Raw genomic sequence first — 20120 nt, forward strand, 5'->3', positions numbered from 1 at the left:
GTCTGATGTCTCGTAGCCTAGTCGCTGACCAATCCGGCGCCGGGAAACCGGACGACAGGCTGCGCGCCACCAACAAAAAGCCCCGCTGAGCGGGGCTTTTGCGTGTCGGCGATGGCGCGGGGTGGCTCAGTCGCGCTGGTGCACCGAACGGCCGGCGGCGAAGGTTTCCTTCACCGTGCGGTCGTCGCCGAGGATGGTCAGGGCGAACAGGCGCTCGGCGAGGGTCTTCGCCTGCTGCATGCGGTAGCTGAGCAGCGGCGTGGCGTCGTAGTCGAGGACGATGAAGTCGGCGTCCTTGCCGGCGTCGAAGTTGCCGATCTTGTGGTCCAGGTACAGGGCGCGGGCGCCGCCCAGGGTCGCCAGGTACAGCGACTTGAACGGGTCGAGCTTCTTGCCCTGCAGCTGCATGATCTTGTACGCCTCGTTCAGCGACTGCAGTTGGTTGAAGCTGGTGCCGCCGCCCACGTCGGTACCCAGGCCGACGCGCACGCCGTGCTTCTCCAGGCGCTCGAGGTCGAACAGGCCGCTGCCGAGGAACAGGTTGGAGGTCGGGCAGAAGGCGATTGCCGAGCCGGTTTCGGCGAGGCGCTGGCATTCCTCGTCGCACAGGTGCACGCCGTGGGCGAACACCGCGCGCTGGCCGATCAGCTTGTAGTGGTCGTAGACGTCGAGGTAGCCGCTGCGCTCGGGGAACAGCGCCTTCACCCAGTCGATCTCCGCGCGGTTCTCGGACAGGTGGGTGTGCATGTACAGGTCCGGGTACTCGCCGAACAGCTGGCCGGCCAGGCTCAGTTGCTCGGGGCTGCTGGTCGGCGCGAAGCGCGGGGTCACCGCGTAGTGCAGGCGGCCCTTGCCGTGCCAGCGTTCGATCAGCTCCTTGCTGTCGGCGTAGGCGGATTCCGGCGTGTCGGTCAGGTAGTCCGGGGCGTTGCGGTCCATCAGCACCTTGCCGGCGATCATCCGCAGGTCGAGCTTCTCGGCGGCCTCGAAGAAGGCGTCCACCGACTGCTTGTGCACGGTGCCGAACACCAGCGCGGTGGTGGTGCCGTTGCGCAGCAGCTCCTTGAGGAAGATTCCGGCGACGTCGGCGGCGTGCGCCTTGTCGGCGAACTGTCGCTCGGTGGGGAAGGTATAGGTGTTCAGCCAGTCGAGCAGCTGCTCGCCGTAGGAGGCGATCATCCCGGTCTGCGGGTAGTGGATGTGGGTGTCGATGAAGCCGGGGGTGATCAGCGCGTTGCGGTACTCGCGCACCTCGACGCCGCCCAGCTTGGGCAGCAGCTGCTCGGCCGCGCCGACCTCGACCACCCGGCCGTCATCGACCAGCAGCACGCCGTCGTCGAAGTACTGATAGGACTGTTCGACACCGACCTCGGCCGGGTCGGCGAGGCTGTGCAGGATGGCGGCGCGGTAGGCTTTCAGAGTGCTGGTCATGTCTGTCTCATATTCGCTGGGAGGCGTGCTTCCCGGTCATGGGGGAGGGGGCTCGGGCGAGGGCGAGTGGGCAAACGAACCCCCGGCCCCAACCCCCTCTCCCATGACCGGGAGCGGCGTAGGTCAGGCCTGCTCGCGGCGCGAGCCGGGCAGCAGCTTGGCGACGGTGGATTCGCCCTTCTTGGTGTCCTGGCCGCTCTCTTTTTGACCGAAAGTGGCGTTGTAGGTGGCGATCACTTCGCCGGCGATCGACACGGCGATCTCCATCGGCAGCTTGCCTTTGACTTCGGCGATGCCCATCGGGCAGCGCATGCGTTGCACCACCTCGGCCTGGAAACCGCGCTCGCGCAGGCGATGCTCGAACTTGACGCGCTTGGTGCGCGAGCCGATCAGGCCGTAGTAGGCAAAGTCGTTGCGCTTGAGGATCGCCGCGGTCAGCTCGAGGTCGAGCTGGTGGTTGTGGGTCATGACGATGAAGTAGCTGCCTGGCGGCATGCTGTCGATCTCGTCGACCACCTCCTCGTTGACCACCTTCTGCACGCCGGCCGGCAGCTGGGCTGGGAACTCGTTCTCCCGCGAATCGATCCAGCGCACCTTGCACGGCAGGCTGGCGAGCAGCGGCACCAGTGCGCGGCCGACGTGGCCGGCGCCGAACACGGCGATCTGCGCCTGCGGCTGGCCCATCGGCTCGAACAGCAGCACGGTGGCGCCGCCACAGCACTGGCCGAGGCTGGCGCCGAGGCTGAAGCGCTCCAGGCGGGTGTCCTGGCTGCGGTTGCTGAGCATCTCGCGGGCGATCTCCATCGCCTTGTACTCGAGGTGGCCGCCGCCGATGGTCTCGAACAGCCGGTCGGCGGTGACCACCATCTTCGAGCCGGCGTTGCGCGGCGTGGAGCCGCGCTCCTCGATGATGGTCACCAGCACGCAGGCTTCACCCTGCTGCTGCAGTTCGGCGAGGGCACTGATCCAGCTCATTTGCTCAGTCTCCAGGTCGGCGACGTCTGGCCCGGACGCGACAGGCGCCAGTTGGCCAACGAGGGCTCCAGCAGCGGCACCGGCGGTGACGCGGCGGGGCGGGTGTTCAGTTCGGGGTGTCTTGTCATTGTTATGCACCGCGGTTCGAGTAGGTACAGCGCTGTTGCTGGTTAGCTGGGTCCCCGCCTTCGCGGGGACGACGGTTGAACGCTGGGGCTTCCTCCCCGTCATCCCCGCGAAGGCGGGGATCCAGAGCGTAGGGTGGATGTGGCTCTGCACATCCCCCCCAGCCCAGGGTTCAGACCGTTTCCACTTCCGCAGCCACCGCTTCCGTGGCCGTCTGCTGCTGCAACTTGCGCAGCTGCTCGACGCCCCACAGCACGCGCTCCGGGGTGGCCGGGGCGTCGATCTGCGGGTGCACGCGGTAGTCGGCGAGGCTGGCCACTGCATCCTTGATCGCGCACCAAGGCGCGATGCCGAGCATGAACGGCGGCTCGCCGACAGCCTTGGAATGGAACACCGTCTGTTCCGGGTTCTTGCGGTTCTCTACCAGCTTCACGCGCAGGTCCAACGGCATGTCGGCGATGGCCGGGATCTTGTAGCTGGCCGGGCCATTGGTCATCAGCTTGCCCTTGGCGTTCCACACCAGTTCCTCGGTGGTCAGCCAGCCCATGCCCTGGACGAACGCGCCTTCCACCTGGCCGATGTCGATGGCCGGGTTCAGCGAGTCGCCGACGTCATGGAGGATGTCGCTGCGCAGCATCTTGTACTCGCCGGTCAGGGTGTCGACGATCACTTCCGAGCAGGCCACGCCATAGGCGAAGTAGTAGAACGGCCGGCCGCGCGCCTTGTCGCGGTCGTAGAAGATCTTCGGCGTGCGGTAGAAGCCGGTCGACGACAGCGACACCTGGCCGAAGTAGGCCTGCTGGATCACTTCCTCGAAGGAGAAGAAGCGCTCGCGCACACGCACCTGGCTGTTGCGGAACTCGATGTCTTCCTCGGTGACCTTGTGCTGGTGCACGAGGAAGTCGACCAGGCGCTGCTTGATGGTCTCGGCGGCGTTCTTCGCCGCCATGCCGTTGAGGTCGGCGCCCGACGAGGCGGCGGTCGGCGAGGTGTTCGGCACCTTGTCGGTGTTGGTCGCGGTGATCTGGATGCGCTCGATGTCGACGTTGAACACCTGCGCCACGATCTGCGCCACCTTGGTGTTCAGGCCCTGGCCCATCTCGGTGCCGCCGTGGTTCAGGTGGATGCTGCCGTCGGTGTAGACGTGGATCAGCGCGCCGGCCTGGTTGAGGAAGGTGGCGGTGAAGCTGATGCCGAATTTCACCGGGGTCATCGCCAGGCCTTTCTTCAGCACCGGGCTGTTGGCGTTGAACGCGCGGATTTCCTCGCGGCGCTTGGCGTAGTCGCAGCTCGCCTCCAGCTCGGCGGTCATCTCGGCGAGCATGTTGTGCTCGACGGTCTGGTAGTAGTGGGTGACGTTGCGCTCGTCCTTGCGGTAGTAGTTGAGCTTGCGCACCTCGAGCGGGTCCTTGCCGATGTGGCAGGCGATCACGTCCATGATCTCTTCGATGGCGACCATCCCCTGCGGGCCGCCGAAGCCGCGGTAGGCGGTGTTCGAGGCGGTATTGGTCTTGCAGCGCAGACCGTTGATGGTGGCGTTTTCGAGGAAGTAGGCGTTGTCCGAGTGGAACATCGCGCGGTCGACGATCGAGCCGGAGAGGTCCGGCGAGTAGCCGCAGTTGCCGGCCAGTTGCAGCTCGATGCCGCGCAGCAGGCCGTCATCGTCGAAGCCGATGTCGTACTCGACGTAGAACGGGTGGCGCTTGCCGGTGATCGACATGTCTTCCATGCGCGGCAGGCGCATCTTGGTCGGCCGCCCGGTGAGGTGGGCGATCACTGCGCACAGGCAGGCCGGGCCGGCGGCCTGGGTTTCCTTGCCGCCGAAACCGCCGCCCATGCGGCGCATATCGATGACGATCTTGTTCATCGGCACGCCGAGCACTTCGGCGACCAGTTTCTGCACCTCGGTGGCGTTCTGCGTCGAGGTGTAGATGATCATGCCGCCGTCTTCGGTGGGCATCACCGAGGAGATCTGGGTTTCCAGGTAGAAGTGTTCCTGGCCACCGATGTGCAGGGTGCCCTGCAGGCGGTTCTGCGCTGTTGCCAGCGCGCTGCTGGCGTCGCCGCGCTTGTGCTGGTGCGGGTCGAGTACGTAGTGCTTCTTGCGGTAGGCATCGACCACGTCGAGCACCGGCTCGAGGTCCTCGTATTCGACGATTGCCGCCATCGCCGCCTTGCGCGCGGTTTCCAGGCTGTCGGCGCCGACCGCCAGGACCACCTGGCCGACGTACTCGACCTTGCCGTCGGCGAGCAGCGGATCACCGGCGACCACCGGGCCGATGTCCAGCTGGCCGGGCACGTCGTCCTTGGTGATGGCGATGGCCACCCCGGGGAACTGGTAGCAGGGCGTGGTATCGATCTTCACGATGCGCGCGTGGGCGCGGTCGCTCATGCGCGCATAGACGTGCAGCTGGTTGGGGAACTCCAGGCGGTCGTCGACGTACACCGCTTCGCCGGTGACGTGCTTCGGCGCGCTCTCGTGCTTGACGCTCTTGCCGACGCCGGTGGTGATGTCGGCGCGGAACAGTTCGGCCAGCTCTTCCTGCGATTTGATGTGCAGATGGTTAGACATAGGCGGTCACCCGGGTTTCGACTGCAGGGCTCTGTTGTTCGAGGAAGAACTTGCGCAGCAGGTTCTGCGCGGTCAGCAGGCGGTATTCCTTGCTGGCGCGGAAGTCGCTGAGCGGGGTGAAGTCCTTGGCCAGCGCGTCGCAGGCGCGTTCGATGCTGCCCGGGTACCAGGCGGCGCCGACCAGCGCCGCTTCGCAGGCGGCGGCGCGCTTGGGAATTGCTGCCATGCCGCCGAAGGCGACGCGCGCTTCGCGCACGGTGCCGGCTTCGATGACCAGGCTGAAGGCGGCGCACACCGCGGAAATGTCGTCGTCCAGGCGCTTCGACACCTTGTAGGCGCGGAAGGTCTGGTTGGCGGCGGCGCGCGGCACCAGGATCTTCTCGATGAACTCGCCTTCCTGGCGGGCGGTGACCTTGTAGTCGACGAAGTAGTCCTGCAGCAGCAGACGGCGGCTGTCGCTGCCGCGGCGCAGCACGATCTCGGCGCCGAGGGCGATCAGCAGCGGCGGGGCGTCACCAATCGGTGAGGCGTTGCCGATGTTGCCGCCGAGGGTGCCCTGGTTGCGGATCTGCAGCGAGGCGAAGCGGTGCAGCAGCTCGCCGAAGTCCGGGTATTCGCCGGCCAGCGCTTCGAAGCAGTCGGACAGCGGGGTGGCCGCACCGATCTCGATGTGGCTGGCGGTGACCTCGACGCGCTTCATTTCCTCGACGTGGCCGACGTAGATCATCACCGGCAGTTCGCGGTGGAACTGGGTGACTTCCAGGGCCAGGTCGGTGCCACCGGCGAGCAGGCGCGCTTCCGGGTTGGCGGCATACAGGTCGGCAAGGTCGGCAACGGTCAGTGGCAGCAGGCAGCGCTTGTCACCGCTGTTCAGCTCGGCGGTTTCACGCGGGGCGATGGCTTTCAGTTGGGCGACGGTCTGCGCTTCGCTGGCGTCGAACTGGTCCGGCTGCTTCTGGCAGCAGGCCTGCTCGGCGGCGTCGATGATCGGGCGGTAGCCGGTGCAGCGGCACAGGTTGCCGGCCAGCGCTTCCAGGGTGTCGGCCTTGTCGAAGCTCTCGGAACTCTTTTGCAGGGCGAACAGGCTCATGACGAAGCCGGGAGTGCAAAAGCCGCACTGCGAGCCGTGGCAGTCGACCATGGCCTGCTGCACGCTGTGCAGTTGGCCTTTGTGCTTGAGGTCTTCGACGGTGATCAGCTGTTTGCCGTGCAGGGCGGAAACGAAGGTCAGGCAGGAGTTGAGGGTGCGGTAGCGGATGCGCTCACCGTCCAACTCGCCAACTACCACGGTGCAGGCGCCGCAGTCGCCGGAAGCGCAGCCTTCTTTGGTTCCTGGTTTGCCGAGGTGCTCGCGCAGGTAGTTCAGCACCGTGACATTCGGATCGAGGGCATGCTCAGTGCGCAGCTCCCGATTGAGTAAAAACTGGATCAAGGCGACCTCCAGGCACTTTATTGTTTTTTACGAGGGCTCGTATGAAGACGAATTTAGAGAAAACTGACTTTTGGGTCAACAAAATATTTGACTCTTTAGTCAAGCAAGTCTCATGCCTTCAAGTTATGAGTCCGGTAAGCAACAGGGCCATGTCTTAAGGGTAGTGCCTGGCGGGGCACAGGGCCCGCTAAGCGCTGGGATGTGGCGCTAAACGGCACGGGTTGAAGCGGGGTTTTGACGGGCGGATCAGGTTGTCTTGGCGGCGAGGCGCGGGAGTGTGGGGCGAGGTTCGACGTGGAGCACGGATCGGCTGGGTGGGCAGCGTTGGGGCAGGGCTGAGTCGTGGCGTGCCTGGCTCTCCGCCTGCGCGGGGATGACGCTGTGGGGTAGGGGGGAAGCGCGCGCCCATCCGTCGCTCCCGCGCAGGCGGGAGTCCAGTGGGCGGCACGCACGCAAGCCGCTGCTACGCGCGGCTCAGCGCAACTTCTCGAGCAGCTGGTAGTACCACATGCCCGCCGCCAGCATCGGGTTGCCGAAGATGTCGCCGAGCGGCACCTTGATGTGCTTACAGGCGGCGAAGGTGTCGAACTGGGTGAGGTCGCCGTGCATCGCATTGGCCATGATCTCGCCCATGATGTGGGTGGTGGCGATGCCGTGGCCCGAGTAGCCCTGGCAATACCAGACGTTGCCGGACAGCTTGCCGAGCTGCGGGATGCGGTTCATCACGATGCCCATCGCACAGCTCCACTGGAATTCGATCGGCACGCCCTTGAGCTGCGGGAAGGTGCGTTCGATGCACGGCCGCAGTTCGCCGGCGATGTCCCGCGAATCACGTCCCGAGTAGTTGGCGCCGCCGCCGAACAGCAGGCGGCCGTCGGCGGTCAGCCGGTAGTAGTCGAGCACGAAGCGGCAGTCGTACACCGCCAGGTCCAGCGGGTTGATCTGTTTGGCCAGCTCGCCGAGCGGCGCGGTGGTGACGATGCCGCCCATCGCCGGGAAAATCTTGCCCTTGAGCTGCTTGGCTTCCAGCTTGTGGTAGACGTCGCCGGCCAGCAGCACCTGCTTGGCGTCGATGCGCCCCTCGGCGGTGATCACCGCGGGCGCCTCGCCGTGAACGATCTCCAGCACTTCGGAGTGCTCGAAGATCAGCGCGCCGAGGCTTGCCGCCGCCTTGGCCTCGCCGATGCACAGGTTGAGCGGGTGCAGATGCATGTTGCGGGTGTTCTTCAGCGCACCGAGGTACAGCTCGCTGCCGAGGTGAGCGCGCATGCCGTCGCGGTCGAGCAGGGTGACGTCGTCGCCCATGCCGCGGCGCTGCGCTTCGGCGTGCGAGGCGCGCAGTTCGTCCAGGTGGCTGGCCTTCATCGCCGCGTGCAGGTGGCCGTGCTTGAGGTCGCAGCGGATGCCGTACTTCTCCACCCGGCCCTTGATGATCTCGTGACCGCGCCAGCGCAGGTGCCAGATGAAGTCGTCGACCTCGTCGCCGAGGCTGTCGCGCATCTGTTTGCGCATCGCTTCGTCGCCGGACAGGCTGCCGGTGACCTGGCCGCCGTTGCGCCCGGTGGCGCCCCAGCCGATCTTGTGGGCTTCGACGATGGCGACCTTGTAGCCGCGCTCGGCCAGCTCCACGGCGCTGGCCACGCCGGTGAAGCCGCCACCGATGATGGCGATGTCGACGCTGATGCGCCCCTGCAGGCGCGGATAGTTGGTTTCCTCGTTGAGCGTGGCGCTGTAGTAGGACGGGCAGCGCTCGGCGGCGGGGATGACGGATTTGAGTGCGGCGGTCATATTGCTATTCCTTGGTCTACGCCCCTCACCCCAACCCTCTCCCGGTGGGAGAGGGGGCGGCGTGGGGTTGAAAATAAAATCAATGTTTCAGGCAGGCCCCGGTTACCCCCTCTCCCTCTGGGAGAGGGCTGGGGTGAGGGGTAGGCCCACTCGGGGCACTGGAAGCCCATCACGCCTGGGTCAGGTACCAGCGCCAATCCTGCTCGCCGACTTCGGCCATGAACTGGCGGTACTCTGCGCGCTTGACGGCCAGGTAGACGCCGAGGAAATCCTCGCCCAGCGTTTCGCGCGCCCAGCTCGAGGCTTCCAGGGCGCGCAGCGAGGTCAGCCAGTCGGTCGGCAGGAATTCCTTGGCCTGGGCATAGCCGTTGCCTTCCACCGGTGCGCCTGGGTCGAGCTCCTCGCGGATGCCGCGGTGGATGCCGGCGAGGATCGCCGCGGCGGCCAGATAGGGGTTGGCGTCGGCGCCGCAGATGCGGTGTTCGATGTGCCGGGTGTTGGCCGGGCCGCCCGGTACGCGCAGGCTCACGGTGCGGTTGTCGACGCCCCAGGTCGGCGCCAGTGGCGCGTAGCTGTTGGCCTGGAAGCGCCGGTAGGAGTTGGCGTTGGGGCAGAACAGCAGCAGCGAGTCGAGCAGCGACGCGAGCATGCCGCCGACCGCCAGGCGCAGCAGCGGGGTACCGGCCGGGTCGGCGCTGGCAAACAGGTTGCGGCCTTCGCCATCGGCCAGGCTGACGTGCATGTGCATGCCGGTGCCGGCCAGGTGATCGAACGGCTTGGCCATGAAGCAGGCCTGCATGCCATGCCGGTTGGCCACGCCCTTGACCAGGCGCTTGTAGCGCACGGCCTGGTCCATGGCCTCGAGGGCGTCGCCGTGTTCCAGGGTGATTTCCACCTGTCCCGGGGCGTATTCGGAAATCGCCGTGCGCGCCGGAATGCCTTGTTCCTTGCACGCGGCATAGAGGTCGGCGAGGAACGGTTCGATCTGCTCCAGCTCGCGCAGGCCATAGACCTGGGTGCTGCGTGGCCGGCCACCGTCGCCGTCGAGGGCCGGTTGCGGGCGGCCTTGGGCGTCGCGCTGCTGGTCGAGCAGGTAGAACTCCAGTTCGCAGGCCATCACCGGGTGGAAGCCGTCCGCCTTCAGCGCATCGATCACCTTGACCAGCACGTGGCGCGGGTCGGCGACAGTGGCCGGCAGGCCTTCGCTGGGGTGCATGCAGACCTGCACGGCGGCGGTCGGCATGCGTCGCCAAGGCAGGCACACCAGGCTGCCGGCCAGCGGATAGGCGCGGCAGTCGATATCGCCGACTTCCCAGACCAGCCCGGAGTTCTCGACGTCCTCGCCGTGCATAGTCAGGCCGAGGATGGTGCTCGGCAGCGGCCGGCCGCTCTCGTAGACGGCGAGCAGTTCGTCGCGGTGCAGCAGCTTGCCGCGCGGCACGCCGTTGGCGTCGAGGATGAACAGCTCGAAGGCTTCGATATCGGGATGCGCCGCGAGGAATTGGCGGGCTTCGTCAGGGTGGGCGAATTGCATGTTGTTATTTTCTCCAGTGCCCGCAGGCACGCACGACCGGCCGCCCTCATTGGTGAGGCGGAAGCAAAAGCAATGGATCAGTGCGGGAGAGCGTCCGGTGGACGGGCGTGACGGCAGTGCCAGAGCGCCCAGAACGCCAGTTCGACGGGCAGGGCGGTGGAGGCTAGGCGGTGGCGCGCTCGGGGCCGGCCAGCGCCCGGGACCGCAAAGGGTCGGGATGCTACAGGCGTGGCGGAATCGATAGGAACGCGCATGAGAAGCTTCGTGGCGAGCCGTGAGGCTCAGGCGTTGGCAGGGTTGCATGCCCGGCAAGAGCGGTTAAATCGCAATCTCAGCACCTTTGGTTCAGTGATCACTAAACTTTGTCGCGGTCCTGGGCGGCAAATCCCGGTTAATTTCACTTCCGGTCCGGTCGCTTTTTCCGGGTTCTAGGCTGGTGATAGACTGCCGCCTTGGCGCCCTCCCAATAACAAGGAAAAGCATGACATTCAAGGCACCGGACAGCCTCGTCGAACAGATTGCCCATCACCTTGCGGAGCGCATCATTCGCGGCGAGATGAAGGAACGCGAGCGCATTCAGGAGCTGAAGGTCACTCAGGAGCTGAATGTCAGTCGCGGTTCGGTGCGCGAGGCGCTGCTACTGCTCGAGCGTCGCCACCTGGTGGTGATCCCGCCGCGCCGCGGGGCCCACGTCAGTGAAATCACCCCGCATCACATCAAGAGCCTCTACGAACTGGTCGGCGAGCTGTACATCCTGCTCGCCCGCCACGTCGCCGAGCGCTGGCGCAGCGACGCCGACCTCGACCCGCTGCGCGCCGTGCAGCGCCGCCTGGCCGAACACGCCGCGCGCAACGACATCGACCGTTTCGTCGTCGACAGCTTCGAGGTGATGCGCCAGGCGTTTCCGTTCGCCGATAACCCCTATCTGCAGGAAACCCTGGAGAACCTCATTCCGGCGGTCAGCCGCAACTACCACCTGGCGCTGGAGCGGCGCAAAACCGAGATGGGCCAGTTCCTCGAGGCCTTCGACGCGCTGCTCGCCGCGGTGATCGCCCGCGACACGGCGCGCATTCGCGAAGTGCTCACCGCCTACAGCCAACACAACTGCCAGATGGTTCTGGCCGCCCTGGCCGACCGGTGAGGGGCCCCGCATGCGTCTGAAGAGCATCAAGCTGGCGGGCTTCAAGTCCTTCGTCGATCCCACCACGGTCAGCTTCCCGAGCAACATGGCGGCGGTGGTCGGTCCCAACGGCTGCGGCAAGTCCAACATCATCGACGCCGTGCGCTGGGTGATGGGCGAGAGTTCGGCGAAGAACCTCCGCGGCGAGTCGATGACCGACGTCATCTTCAACGGCTCGAACACCCGCAAACCGGTGACCCACGCGAGCATCGAGCTGATCTTCGACAACAGCGACGGCAGCCTGGGGGGCGAGTACGCCAGCTTCGCGGAAATCTCCATCCGCCGCAGGGTGACCCGCGACAGCCAGAACACCTACTTCCTCAACGGCGTGAAGTGCCGGCGCCGCGACATCACCGACATCTTCCTCGGTACCGGCCTCGGCCCGCGCAGCTACTCGATCATCGAGCAGGGCATGATCTCCAAGCTGATCGAGGCCAAGCCCGAGGATCTGCGCAACTACATCGAGGAAGCGGCCGGCATCTCCAAGTACAAGGAGCGCCGCCGCGAGACCGAGAGCCGCATCCGCCGTACCCAGGAGAACCTGGCGCGCCTCAGCGACCTGCGCGAAGAGCTGGAGCGCCAGCTCGAACGCCTGTCGCGCCAGGCGCAGTCGGCGGAGAAGTATCAGGAATACAAGGCCGAGGAACGCCAGCTCAAGGCGCAGCTGACCGCCTTGCGCTGGCGCACCCTGAACGATCAGGCCGGGCTGCGCGAGAAAGTCATCGGCGACCAGGAAGTGGCCTTCGAAGCGCTGATCGCCGAACAGCGCAACGCCGACGCCAGCATCGAGCGCCTGCGCGACGGCCACCACGAGCTGTCCGAACGCTTCAACCAGGTGCAGGGGCGCTTCTACTCGGTGGGCGGCGATATCGCCCGCGTCGAGCAGAGCATCCACCACGGTCAGCAGCGCCTGCGCCAGTTGCAGGATGACCTCAACGAGGCCGAGCGCACCCGTCAGGAAACCGAATCGCACCTCGGCCACGACCGCACCTTGCTCGCCACGCTCGGCGAGGAGTTGGCGATGCTCGAGCCGGAACACGCCATCGTCAACGAGGCCGCCGAGGAGTCGGCCGCCGCGTTGGAGGAAGCGGACAGCGGCATGCACGCCTGGCAGGAACAGTGGGATCGCTTCAACCAGCAGTCCGCCGAACCGCGCCGCCAGGCCGAAGTGCAGCAGACGCGCATCCAGCAGCTCGAACAGAGCCTGGAGCGCCTGGCTGAACGCCAACGCCGGCTGGCCGATGAGCGCGCGTTGCTCGCCGCCGACCCCGAGGATGCCGCGATTCTCGAGCTGGCCGAGCAGATCGCCGTCAGCGAGCTCACCCTCGACGACTTGCACGCCAGCGAACAGGCCCAGGTCGAGCGCCTCGAACAACTGCGCGGCGAACTGCAGCGAGCCACTCAGACCCAACAGCAGGCGCAAGGCGAGCTGCAGCGCCTGAACGGCCGGCTCGCCTCGCTGGAGGCCTTGCAGCAGGCCGCGCTGAACCCCGGCAAGGGCGCCAGTGAATGGCTGCGCGAGCAGCAACTGCACGAACGCCCGCGCCTGGCCGAGGGCCTGCGCGTCGAGCCGGGTTGGGAGCTGGCGGTGGAAACCGTGCTGGGTGCCGATCTGCAAGCGGTGTTGCTCGACGATTTCAGTGGCCTCGACCTGTCCGGCTTCGCCCAAGGCGATTTGCGTCTGGTGCAAGCCGGGGCGGACGGCGCCCGGGTGCCGGGCAGCCTGCTCGACAAGGTCGACTCGGCGCTCGATCTGCGTCCCTGGCTGGCCCGCGTGCAGCCGGTGGACAGCCTCGACGAGGCTCTAGCACGTCGTGCCCAACTGGCCGACGGCGACAGCCTGATCAGTCGCGATGGCTACTGGGTCGGGCGCAATTTCCTCCGCGTGCGGCGCGCCAGCGAGGCGGAAAGCGGCCTGTTGGCGCGCGGCCAGGAACTGGAGCGACTGGGCGCCGAGCGCGAGGAGCGCGAAGCCGCCCTGGCGGGCTTGGATGAGCAGCTGGTTGCCCTGCGCGACGAGCAGCGTGCCCAGGAAGACGCGCGCGAGCAGCAGCGCCGGCGCACCCAGGACGAAGCGCGCCGGCAAGGCGAACTCAAGGCGCAGCTGTCCGCCGGACAGGCCAAGGTCGAACAGCTGACCCTGCGCCGTCGGCGCCTCGATGAAGAGTTGCTCGAGCTGGACGAGCAGCGCGCGCTGGAAGTCGAGCAGCTCGGCGAGGCGCGCCTGGTCCTCGAGGCGGCGCTCGACAGCATGGCGATCGACACCGAGCAACGCGAGCGCTTGCTGTTGCAACGCGATCAGTTGCGCGAGCGGCTTGACCAAGTCCGCCAGGCGGCCCGCGAACACAAGGACAAGGCCCATCAGCTGGCGGTCCGGTTGGGCTCGATCCGCGCCCAGCACGATTCCACCCGGCAGGCCCTCGAGCGTCTGCAACAGCAGGCCGAGCGTCTCAACGAGCGACGCGAACAGCTCAACCTCAACCTGGAGGAGGGCGCTGCACCGCTGGAAGAGCTGCGCATGAAGCTCGAAGAGCTGCTCGAGAAGCGCATGGGCGTCGAGGACGAGCTGAAGCAGGCCCGCCTGGCGCTGGAAGATGCCGACCGCGAGCTGCGCGACGCCGAGAAGCGCCGCAGCCAGGCCGAGCAGCAGGCACAACTGCTGCGCGGCCAGTTGGAGCAGCAGCGCCTGGACTGGCAGACCCTCTCGGTGCGCCGCAAGGCGCAGCAGGATCAACTGCTGGAGGACGGCTACGACTTGCATGGCGTACTGGCCACGTTGCCGGCCGAGGCCAGCGAGCAGGCTTGGGAGGAGGAGTTGGAGCGCATGGCCGCGCGCATCCAGCGGCTCGGCCCGATCAACCTCGCGGCCATCGAGGAATACCAGCAGCAGGGCGAGCGCAAACGCTACCTGGACGCGCAGAACGCCGACCTGGTGGAAGCGCTGGAGACCCTGGAAAACGTCATCCGCAAGATCGACCGGGAAACCCGCAATCGCTTCAAGGAAACCTTCGATCAGATCAACAGCGGCCTGCAGGCGCTGTTCCCGAAAGTCTTCGGCGGCGGCAACGCGTACCTGGAACTTACCGGCGAAGATCTACTCGATACCGGGGTGACGATCATGGCGCGCCCGCCGGGCAAGAAGAACAGCACCATCCACCTGCTCTCGGGCGGCGAGAAGGCGCTGACCGCGCTGGCCCTGGTGTTTGCCATCTTCCAGCTCAATCCGGCGCCGTTCTGCATGCTCGACGAAGTCGATGCGCCACTGGACGACGCCAACGTCGGCCGCTACGCGCGGCTGGTCAAGGACATGTCGGAGAAGGTGCAGTTCATCTACATCACCCACAACAAGATTGCCATGGAGATGGCCGACCAGTTGATGGGCGTGACCATGCATGAGCCCGGCTGCTCGCGGCTGGTGACGGTGGACGTGGAGGAAGCGTTGGCGATGGTCGACGCGTGACGCGGCGAAGCGGCTGGATTCAGCTAAACATTTGCGTCGCGGGGCATTTTGGTCTGCGCTGGTGCTAGCACGACGGTTCCGCGATTGCAGGGCCCGGTGCATAATTACCGTTCGTCGTGCTAGCTTTAGCCGAACAATTTTATAAGCGGAAAAATACCTGTAAGAACATACAGTTGTCCGCGTTTAACAAGGGCGAGGAAGCCCTGGGTCATTTCATCATTTTCAGGGGTTGAGCATTCATGGATATCGGTCTGCGCGAGTGGCTGATCATCGTCGGGATCATCGTTATCGCCGGCATTCTCTTTGACGGATGGCGCCGCATGCGCGGCGGCAAAGGCAAGCTCAAGTTCAAGCTTGACCACAGTTTCTCCAACCTGCCGGATGACGGCGACGATCCGGACCTGCTGGGCCCTTCGCGCATCACACCGCGACACAATCCCGAACTCGATGCCGAAGAACTGCCGGCCATGAGTGCGCGCGAGCTGAACCGCCGGCGTGGCGTGCAGGTCGAGCCGCAGCAGGGCGACCTCGGACTCGGCCTCGACGAGCCGCCGACCCTGCTGAACCCGGTCGAAGACGAGCCGAAAAAGCGTAAAGGCGCGGCCAAGAAAGAACCGGTCATCGAGCCGGTCGATCAGGCACCGGTCGAAGAGGTGCTGGTGATCAACGTGGTGGCCCGCGACGACGACGGTTTCAGCGGCCCGGCGCTGCTGCAGAACATTCTGGAAAGCGGCCTGCGCTTCGGCGAAATGGACATCTTCCATCGCCACGAAAGCATGGCCGGCAACGGCGAGGTGCTGTTCTCCATGGCCAACGGCGTCAAGCCGGGGACCTTCGACCTCGATGACATCGACCACTTCCGCACCCGTGCGGTGAGTTTCTTCCTCGGCCTGCCAGGCCCGCGCCATCCGAAGCAGGCCTTCGACGTGATGGTCGCCGCCGCGCGCAAGCTGGCGCACGAGCTGAATGGCGAACTGAAGGACGACCATCGCAGCGTGCTCACCGCACAGACCATCGAGCACTACCGCCAGCGCATCGTCGAGTTCGAGCGCAGCAAGCTGCTCACCCAGAAACGCTGAAGTGCTTGGCTAGAGTGACCCCGTAAAAGAGCAGCCAAGGCTGCTCTTTTCGTTTTCCGAGAGACGCATCATGAGCGACACCACCCCGCAGGCCGCCGCACGCATCGCCCAACTCCGCAGCGAGCTCGACGCGCACAACTACCGCTACTACGTGCTGGACGAGCCGAGCGTGCCGGATGCCGAGTACGACCGCCTGTTCAACGAGCTGAAGGCGCTGGAGGCCGCGCATCCCGAGCTGGTCACGGCGGAGTCGCCGACCCAGCGCGTGGGGGGCGCGGCGCTGACCGCATTCGGCCAGATCCGCCACGAAGTGCCGATGCTCAGCCTCGGCAACGCCTTCGAGGAGCTCGACCTGCGCGAGTTCGATCGCCGGGTGCGTGAGGGTCTGGCCGATGAGCTGCCGGCCGGCGACCTGTTCGGCGGCGGCGCCAGCGTCGAGTACAGCTGCGAACCCAAGCTCGACGGCTTGGCGGTCAGCCTGCTCTACGAGCATGGCCAGCTGGTGCGCGGCGCCACGCGCGGCGATGGCACCACCGGCGAAGACATCAGCGCCAACGTGCGCACGGTGCGCAATATTCCGCTGAAGCTGCACGGCGAGGGCTGGCCAGCGGTACTCGAAGTGCGCGGTGAAGTGTTCATGTCCAAGGCTGGTTTCGAGGCGCTCAACGCTCGGCAGCTGGAAAGCGGCGGCAAGACCTTTGCCAACCCGCGCAACGCGGCGGCCGGCAGCCTGCGTCAGCTCGATCCGAAGATCACTGCCAGCCGGCCGCTGGAGTTCTGCTGCTACGGCGTCGGCCGGGTCGACGGCGAGTTGGCGCCGACCCATGTCGGCCTGCTCGAGAAGCTCAAGTCCTGGGGCCTGCCGATCAGTCGCGAACTCAAGCGCGCGATGGGCGTCGAGGACTGCCTGGAGTATTACCGCGACATCGGCGCGCGTCGCCAGTCGCTGGCTTACGAAATCGACGGCGTGGTGTTCAAGGTCAACAACCTGGCCTGGCAGCGCGAGCTGGGCTTCCGCGCCCGCGAACCGCGCTGGGCCATCGCCCACAAGTTCCCGGCCAGCGAAGAGCTGACCGAGCTGCTCGATGTCGAGTTCCAGGTCGGCCGCACTGGCGCGGTGACCCCAGTGGCGCGGCTCAAGCCGGTGCAGGTGGCCGGGGTCACGGTGTCCAACGCCACCTTGCACAACATGGACGAGGTGGCGCGGCTGGGGGTGATGATCGGCGACACGGTGATCATCCGCCGCGCTGGCGATGTGATCCCGCAGGTCATGGCGGTGGTCGCCGACCGGCGTCCGGCCGATGCGCGTCCGGTGCAGGTGCCCGAGCAATGCCCGGTATGCGGCTCGCAGGTCGAGCGCACCCAGCTGATCAAGCGCAGCAAGGGCAAGGAAAGCGTCAGCGAAGGCGCGGTGTATCGCTGCGTCGGCCGCCTGGCCTGCGGCGCCCAGCTGAAGCAGGCGATCATCCACTTCGTCTCGCGGCGCGCCATGGACATCGACGGCCTTGGTGACAAGATCGTCGAACAGCTGGTCGACACCGGGCTGATCGGCTCGCCGGCTGACCTCTACACCCTGACCTATGAACAGGTGGTGGCGCTGGAAGGCTTTGCCGACCTATCCACCCGTAACCTGCTGGCCGCCATCGCGGCGAGCAAGCAGCCGGCGCTGGCGCGCTTCATCTACGCCCTTGGCATTCCGGATGTCGGCGAAGAAACCGCCAAGGTGCTGGCCCGCTCGCTCGGCTCGCTGGAGCGCGTCAGCCAGGCGCTACCCGAGGTGTTGACCTACTTGCCGGACATCGGCGCGGAAGTCGCTTACGAGATTCACAACTTCTTCGAGGACGCGCACAACCGCACGGTGATCAGCCAGCTGCGCGAGCGCGGCATGCAGTTGCAGGAGGAGGGTGAGGTGCACGCCGAGTTCGCCGCCAGCGTGACGCTCGCCGAGTTCCTCGCTCGTCTGCAGATCCCCTTCATCGCCGCCACCGGTGCGCAGAAGCTGGCGGAGAAGGCTGGCAGCCTGGCCGGGGTAATCGCCCTCAGCCGGGATTGGCTGGAGCTCAGTGTGCTGAAGGGGCTGAACGAGAAGGCCAAGCAATCGCTGCGCGAGTTTTTCAGCGAACCGCAGCAGGTGGCGCGCGCCGAAGCGATCGAGCAACAGCTGCAGGCGTTTGGCATGCACTGGGCGAGCGAGAAGAAGGTCGTCGAAGGCTTGCCGCTGACCGGGCAGACCTGGGTGCTGACCGGCACGCTGGAAGCGATGAGCCGCGATGTGGTCAAGGAGAAGCTCGAAGGCCTGGGCGCTAAGGTGGCCGGCTCGGTATCGGCCAAGACTGCCTGTGTGGTCGCGGGACCGGGCGCCGGCTCGAAGTTGGCCAAGGCCAGCGAGCTGGGCGTCAAGGTGCTCGACGAGGCGGAGTTTCTCGCCCTGCTGACTGGTTACGGGCTGTAAGAGCGGCCCTTGGTCGCGAGCGCGGGTCGCGGCCAGGGGCCGCGCTCCTGCAAAAGCCTGCGCGCCGCGAGCGTGTGGTTGCGGCGGGCGAGTCGATCAGTTCAGCGAGTCGCTGAGCGCCTTGGCCGGCACGAACTTCACCACCTTCTTCGCGGCGATCTCGATGCTCTTGCCGGTCTGCGGATTGCGGCCGGTACGCGCGGGACGTTCAGAAACCTTCAGTTTGCCGATGCCCGGCAGGGTGATTTCGTCGTCGTTCTCCAGGGCGTCGCCGACGATCTCGCTCAGCTGCTCGAGAACCGCGCGCACGCTGGCCTTGGTCGAGGCGGTGGCTTCGGCGATGTCGGTGATCAACTGGTCTTTGCTAATGGCCATGATGGCACTCCATGTCAGATTTCGGACGGCACGCTAGCACATTCATTCGCTCATCTGCGCATCGGGATTCCACGCTGAAAGCACCAGGCGCAGCTGGCCGGTGATGCCCGGGCGAGTGCCGCTGGAGAAGGGAATCCGCACCACCTGCTTGCCGTTGCGCAGGGCCTGCGGGTCGAGCGGTTCGCTGGCCGGGCTGACCCCCTGGTCCTGCCAGGCGTAGCGAATCTGCCAGTCCTGGCCGTTCTGCGCGGGCACCACGTCGAGCACCACGGCGTTGCGGAACAGGTAGCTGCCCTCGAAGTGCTGGTTGACCCACAACCGCCGCTCGATCTCGTAGTCGGGCACCCGCACGTTCAGGGTCAGGTTGCAGGCCAGCGACGGCCGCCGCGGATTGACCCGCGCACGCCGCGCCAGCACCAGGGTCGACAGGTACAGCGAGCCGTTTTTCTTCGGCGCACTCTTCCACTCCTTGTGCGCCAGGCACGCCACCGAATCCTCTTCGCTGGTGCGCCGGCTGAGAAACCACAGCTTGCCGCGCGGCGCGGCCAGTAGCTCGATCTGGTACAGGGCATTGATCGCCTGGCCGCCCTGTTCGGCTTGCTGCAGTTCGGCGGGCAGGGCGATGTCATCGATGTCCAGCCAGATGTCGATACGCAGGTCGCCGAACAGAAAACGCACCAGGTTCTGGTAGCCCTCTTCACTGTTGACGATGCCGAAGAAGCCGGAATGCGCGCGGTAGGTGAAGGCCTTGGCGCAGGGGGCGCACAGCTTGCCCTGGGTGTTGAGGCCGTTCAGCGTGGCGTTCTCGATGCGCACCAGGCCGTCGCTGCCGTGACCGGCGAAAGTGCGCGACAGGCCGAGGGCGACTTCGTAATCCAGCCGGTTGGTGCCGACCATGCAGAACACCCGCTCGCTGGGGAAACGGCTCTCCGGCAGCCAGTCGACCCGGCCGGTGGCCTTGTACACCTCGGCGAGGTCGAGAAACTTCGCCAGGCTGTCGCGGTTGAAGTTGTTGATGTCGTAGAGGCTCAGCCAGCTCGGCGTGTTGGCGCCGAGCAGTTCGATGCCGTTGTGTGGGGTGGCATAGGTGAAGAACTTGTCGACCAGCTTGGCCGCGCCTTTCTTGTCCAGCTTGGCGTTCTGCAGCAGGCCGCGACAGACCAGGCCACCCATCGAGTGGGCGACCAGGTAGCAGCGGAAATCGGCCGCTGCGATGCCGTTGGCCGGATTGCCGCAGACCAGCTCGCGCACCTTGAGGATCAGCTCGCCGAGCTTGCTGGCGAAGGTCTCGATGCTCGGCACCGAGCCGACGCCGAGCAATCGTGAAGCCTCGTCGTAGTAGCGGTAGATGATGATCGAGCGACTGGCCAGCGGCGGCGCCTCGTCGGCCCATTCCGGGTCGAGGATGTCGTGGCCGTTCTCGTAGACGTCGCGATAGCCGAAGTCCGAAGCCAGACGCACCACTGGCGACTCGAAGATGAACTTGCGCGGTTGCCGATCCTTCTCGGCGACGGCGCGGTACACGGTGGAGCCGAGGTTGAAGCCGCAGAACGGGTCGGCGCTGGTCTGATCGATCTCGCTGGGCGTCATGGCGTAGCCGCGCACGTAGATGATCGGGTGGAAGGGGGCGTGTCTGCTGGTCATGCGGGTGCTCCTTGCGCGAGAAGGGCGTGCACCATTTTCGAACTTCGGTACGCGGACGGGTCCTGCTCGGGC

The 20120-nt window shown here is 66.1% G+C and carries 12 protein-coding genes; 4 read left to right on the top strand and 8 right to left on the bottom strand.

Annotation, left to right across the window (positions count from 1 at the left end; translation table 11 throughout):
• Positions 1-126: 126 nt before the first annotated feature.
• The 6 genes from guaD to JQX08_RS08690 all read right to left on the bottom strand — a co-directional run bounded on the left by guaD (position 127) and on the right by JQX08_RS08690 (position 9858).
• Complete coding sequence (guaD, locus tag JQX08_RS08665; protein ID WP_205347968.1) at positions 127-1431, bottom strand: guanine deaminase; 1305 nt, start codon at positions 1429-1431, stop codon at positions 127-129.
• A gap of 123 nt (positions 1432-1554) precedes the next feature.
• Positions 1555-2406 (bottom strand): xanthine dehydrogenase accessory protein XdhC, encoded by an 852-nt coding sequence (xdhC, locus tag JQX08_RS08670; RefSeq protein WP_205347969.1) that lies wholly within the window; start codon positions 2404-2406, stop codon positions 1555-1557.
• Between the two features lie 298 nt (positions 2407-2704).
• Positions 2705-5104 carry a xanthine dehydrogenase molybdopterin binding subunit gene (gene xdhB, locus JQX08_RS08675; RefSeq protein ID WP_205347970.1) on the bottom strand — a complete coding sequence of 800 codons (2400 nt, stop codon included), beginning with the start codon at positions 5102-5104 and terminating at the stop codon, positions 2705-2707.
• The gene (xdhA, locus tag JQX08_RS08680; RefSeq protein ID WP_205347971.1) at positions 5097-6536 is read right to left on the bottom strand and encodes a xanthine dehydrogenase small subunit; all 1440 of its coding nucleotides are present in this window, start codon (positions 6534-6536) and stop codon (positions 5097-5099) included. The genes xdhB and xdhA overlap by 8 nt, the downstream gene beginning before the upstream one ends.
• 474 nt (positions 6537-7010) lie before the next feature.
• Positions 7011-8324 carry an NAD(P)/FAD-dependent oxidoreductase gene (locus JQX08_RS08685; RefSeq protein WP_205347972.1) on the bottom strand — a complete coding sequence of 438 codons (1314 nt, stop codon included), beginning with the start codon at positions 8322-8324 and terminating at the stop codon, positions 7011-7013.
• Between the two features lie 169 nt (positions 8325-8493).
• Positions 8494-9858 (bottom strand): glutamine synthetase family protein, encoded by a 1365-nt coding sequence (locus JQX08_RS08690; protein WP_205347973.1) that lies wholly within the window; start codon positions 9856-9858, stop codon positions 8494-8496.
• Between the two features lie 481 nt (positions 9859-10339).
• On the opposite strand from JQX08_RS08690, the gene JQX08_RS08695 reads away from it, so the two are divergent.
• From JQX08_RS08695 to ligA, 4 genes are all read left to right on the top strand, one after another.
• Positions 10340-10999 (top strand): GntR family transcriptional regulator, encoded by a 660-nt coding sequence (locus JQX08_RS08695; protein WP_205347974.1) that lies wholly within the window; start codon positions 10340-10342, stop codon positions 10997-10999.
• Positions 11000-11009: 10 nt separating this feature from the next.
• Positions 11010-14498, top strand: a complete 3489-nt coding sequence (gene smc / locus JQX08_RS08700) for a chromosome segregation protein SMC (protein ID WP_205347975.1) — start codon at positions 11010-11012, stop codon at positions 14496-14498.
• A 239-nt stretch (positions 14499-14737) separates the two neighbouring features.
• A complete protein-coding gene (gene zipA / locus JQX08_RS08705) occupies positions 14738-15577 on the top strand; it encodes a cell division protein ZipA (protein WP_205347976.1) in 840 nt (279 codons plus the stop codon).
• A gap of 70 nt (positions 15578-15647) precedes the next feature.
• Positions 15648-18029: an NAD-dependent DNA ligase LigA gene (gene ligA, locus JQX08_RS08710; RefSeq protein ID WP_205347977.1), complete on the top strand. Its 2382-nt coding sequence runs from the start codon at positions 15648-15650 to the stop codon at positions 18027-18029.
• A 96-nt stretch (positions 18030-18125) separates the two neighbouring features.
• On the opposite strand, the gene JQX08_RS08715 is transcribed toward ligA, so the two are convergent.
• Together JQX08_RS08715 and JQX08_RS08720 are read right to left on the bottom strand one after the other, a co-directional pair.
• Complete coding sequence (locus tag JQX08_RS08715) at positions 18126-18404, bottom strand: HU family DNA-binding protein (protein ID WP_205347978.1); 279 nt, start codon at positions 18402-18404, stop codon at positions 18126-18128.
• A 42-nt stretch (positions 18405-18446) separates the two neighbouring features.
• Complete coding sequence (locus JQX08_RS08720) at positions 18447-20048, bottom strand: esterase/lipase family protein (protein WP_205347979.1); 1602 nt, start codon at positions 20046-20048, stop codon at positions 18447-18449.
• Positions 20049-20120: the final 72 nt, after the last annotated feature.

The sequence above is a fragment of the Zestomonas insulae genome, assembly GCF_016901015.1.
GTDB lineage: Bacteria > Pseudomonadota > Gammaproteobacteria > Pseudomonadales > Pseudomonadaceae > Aquipseudomonas > Aquipseudomonas insulae.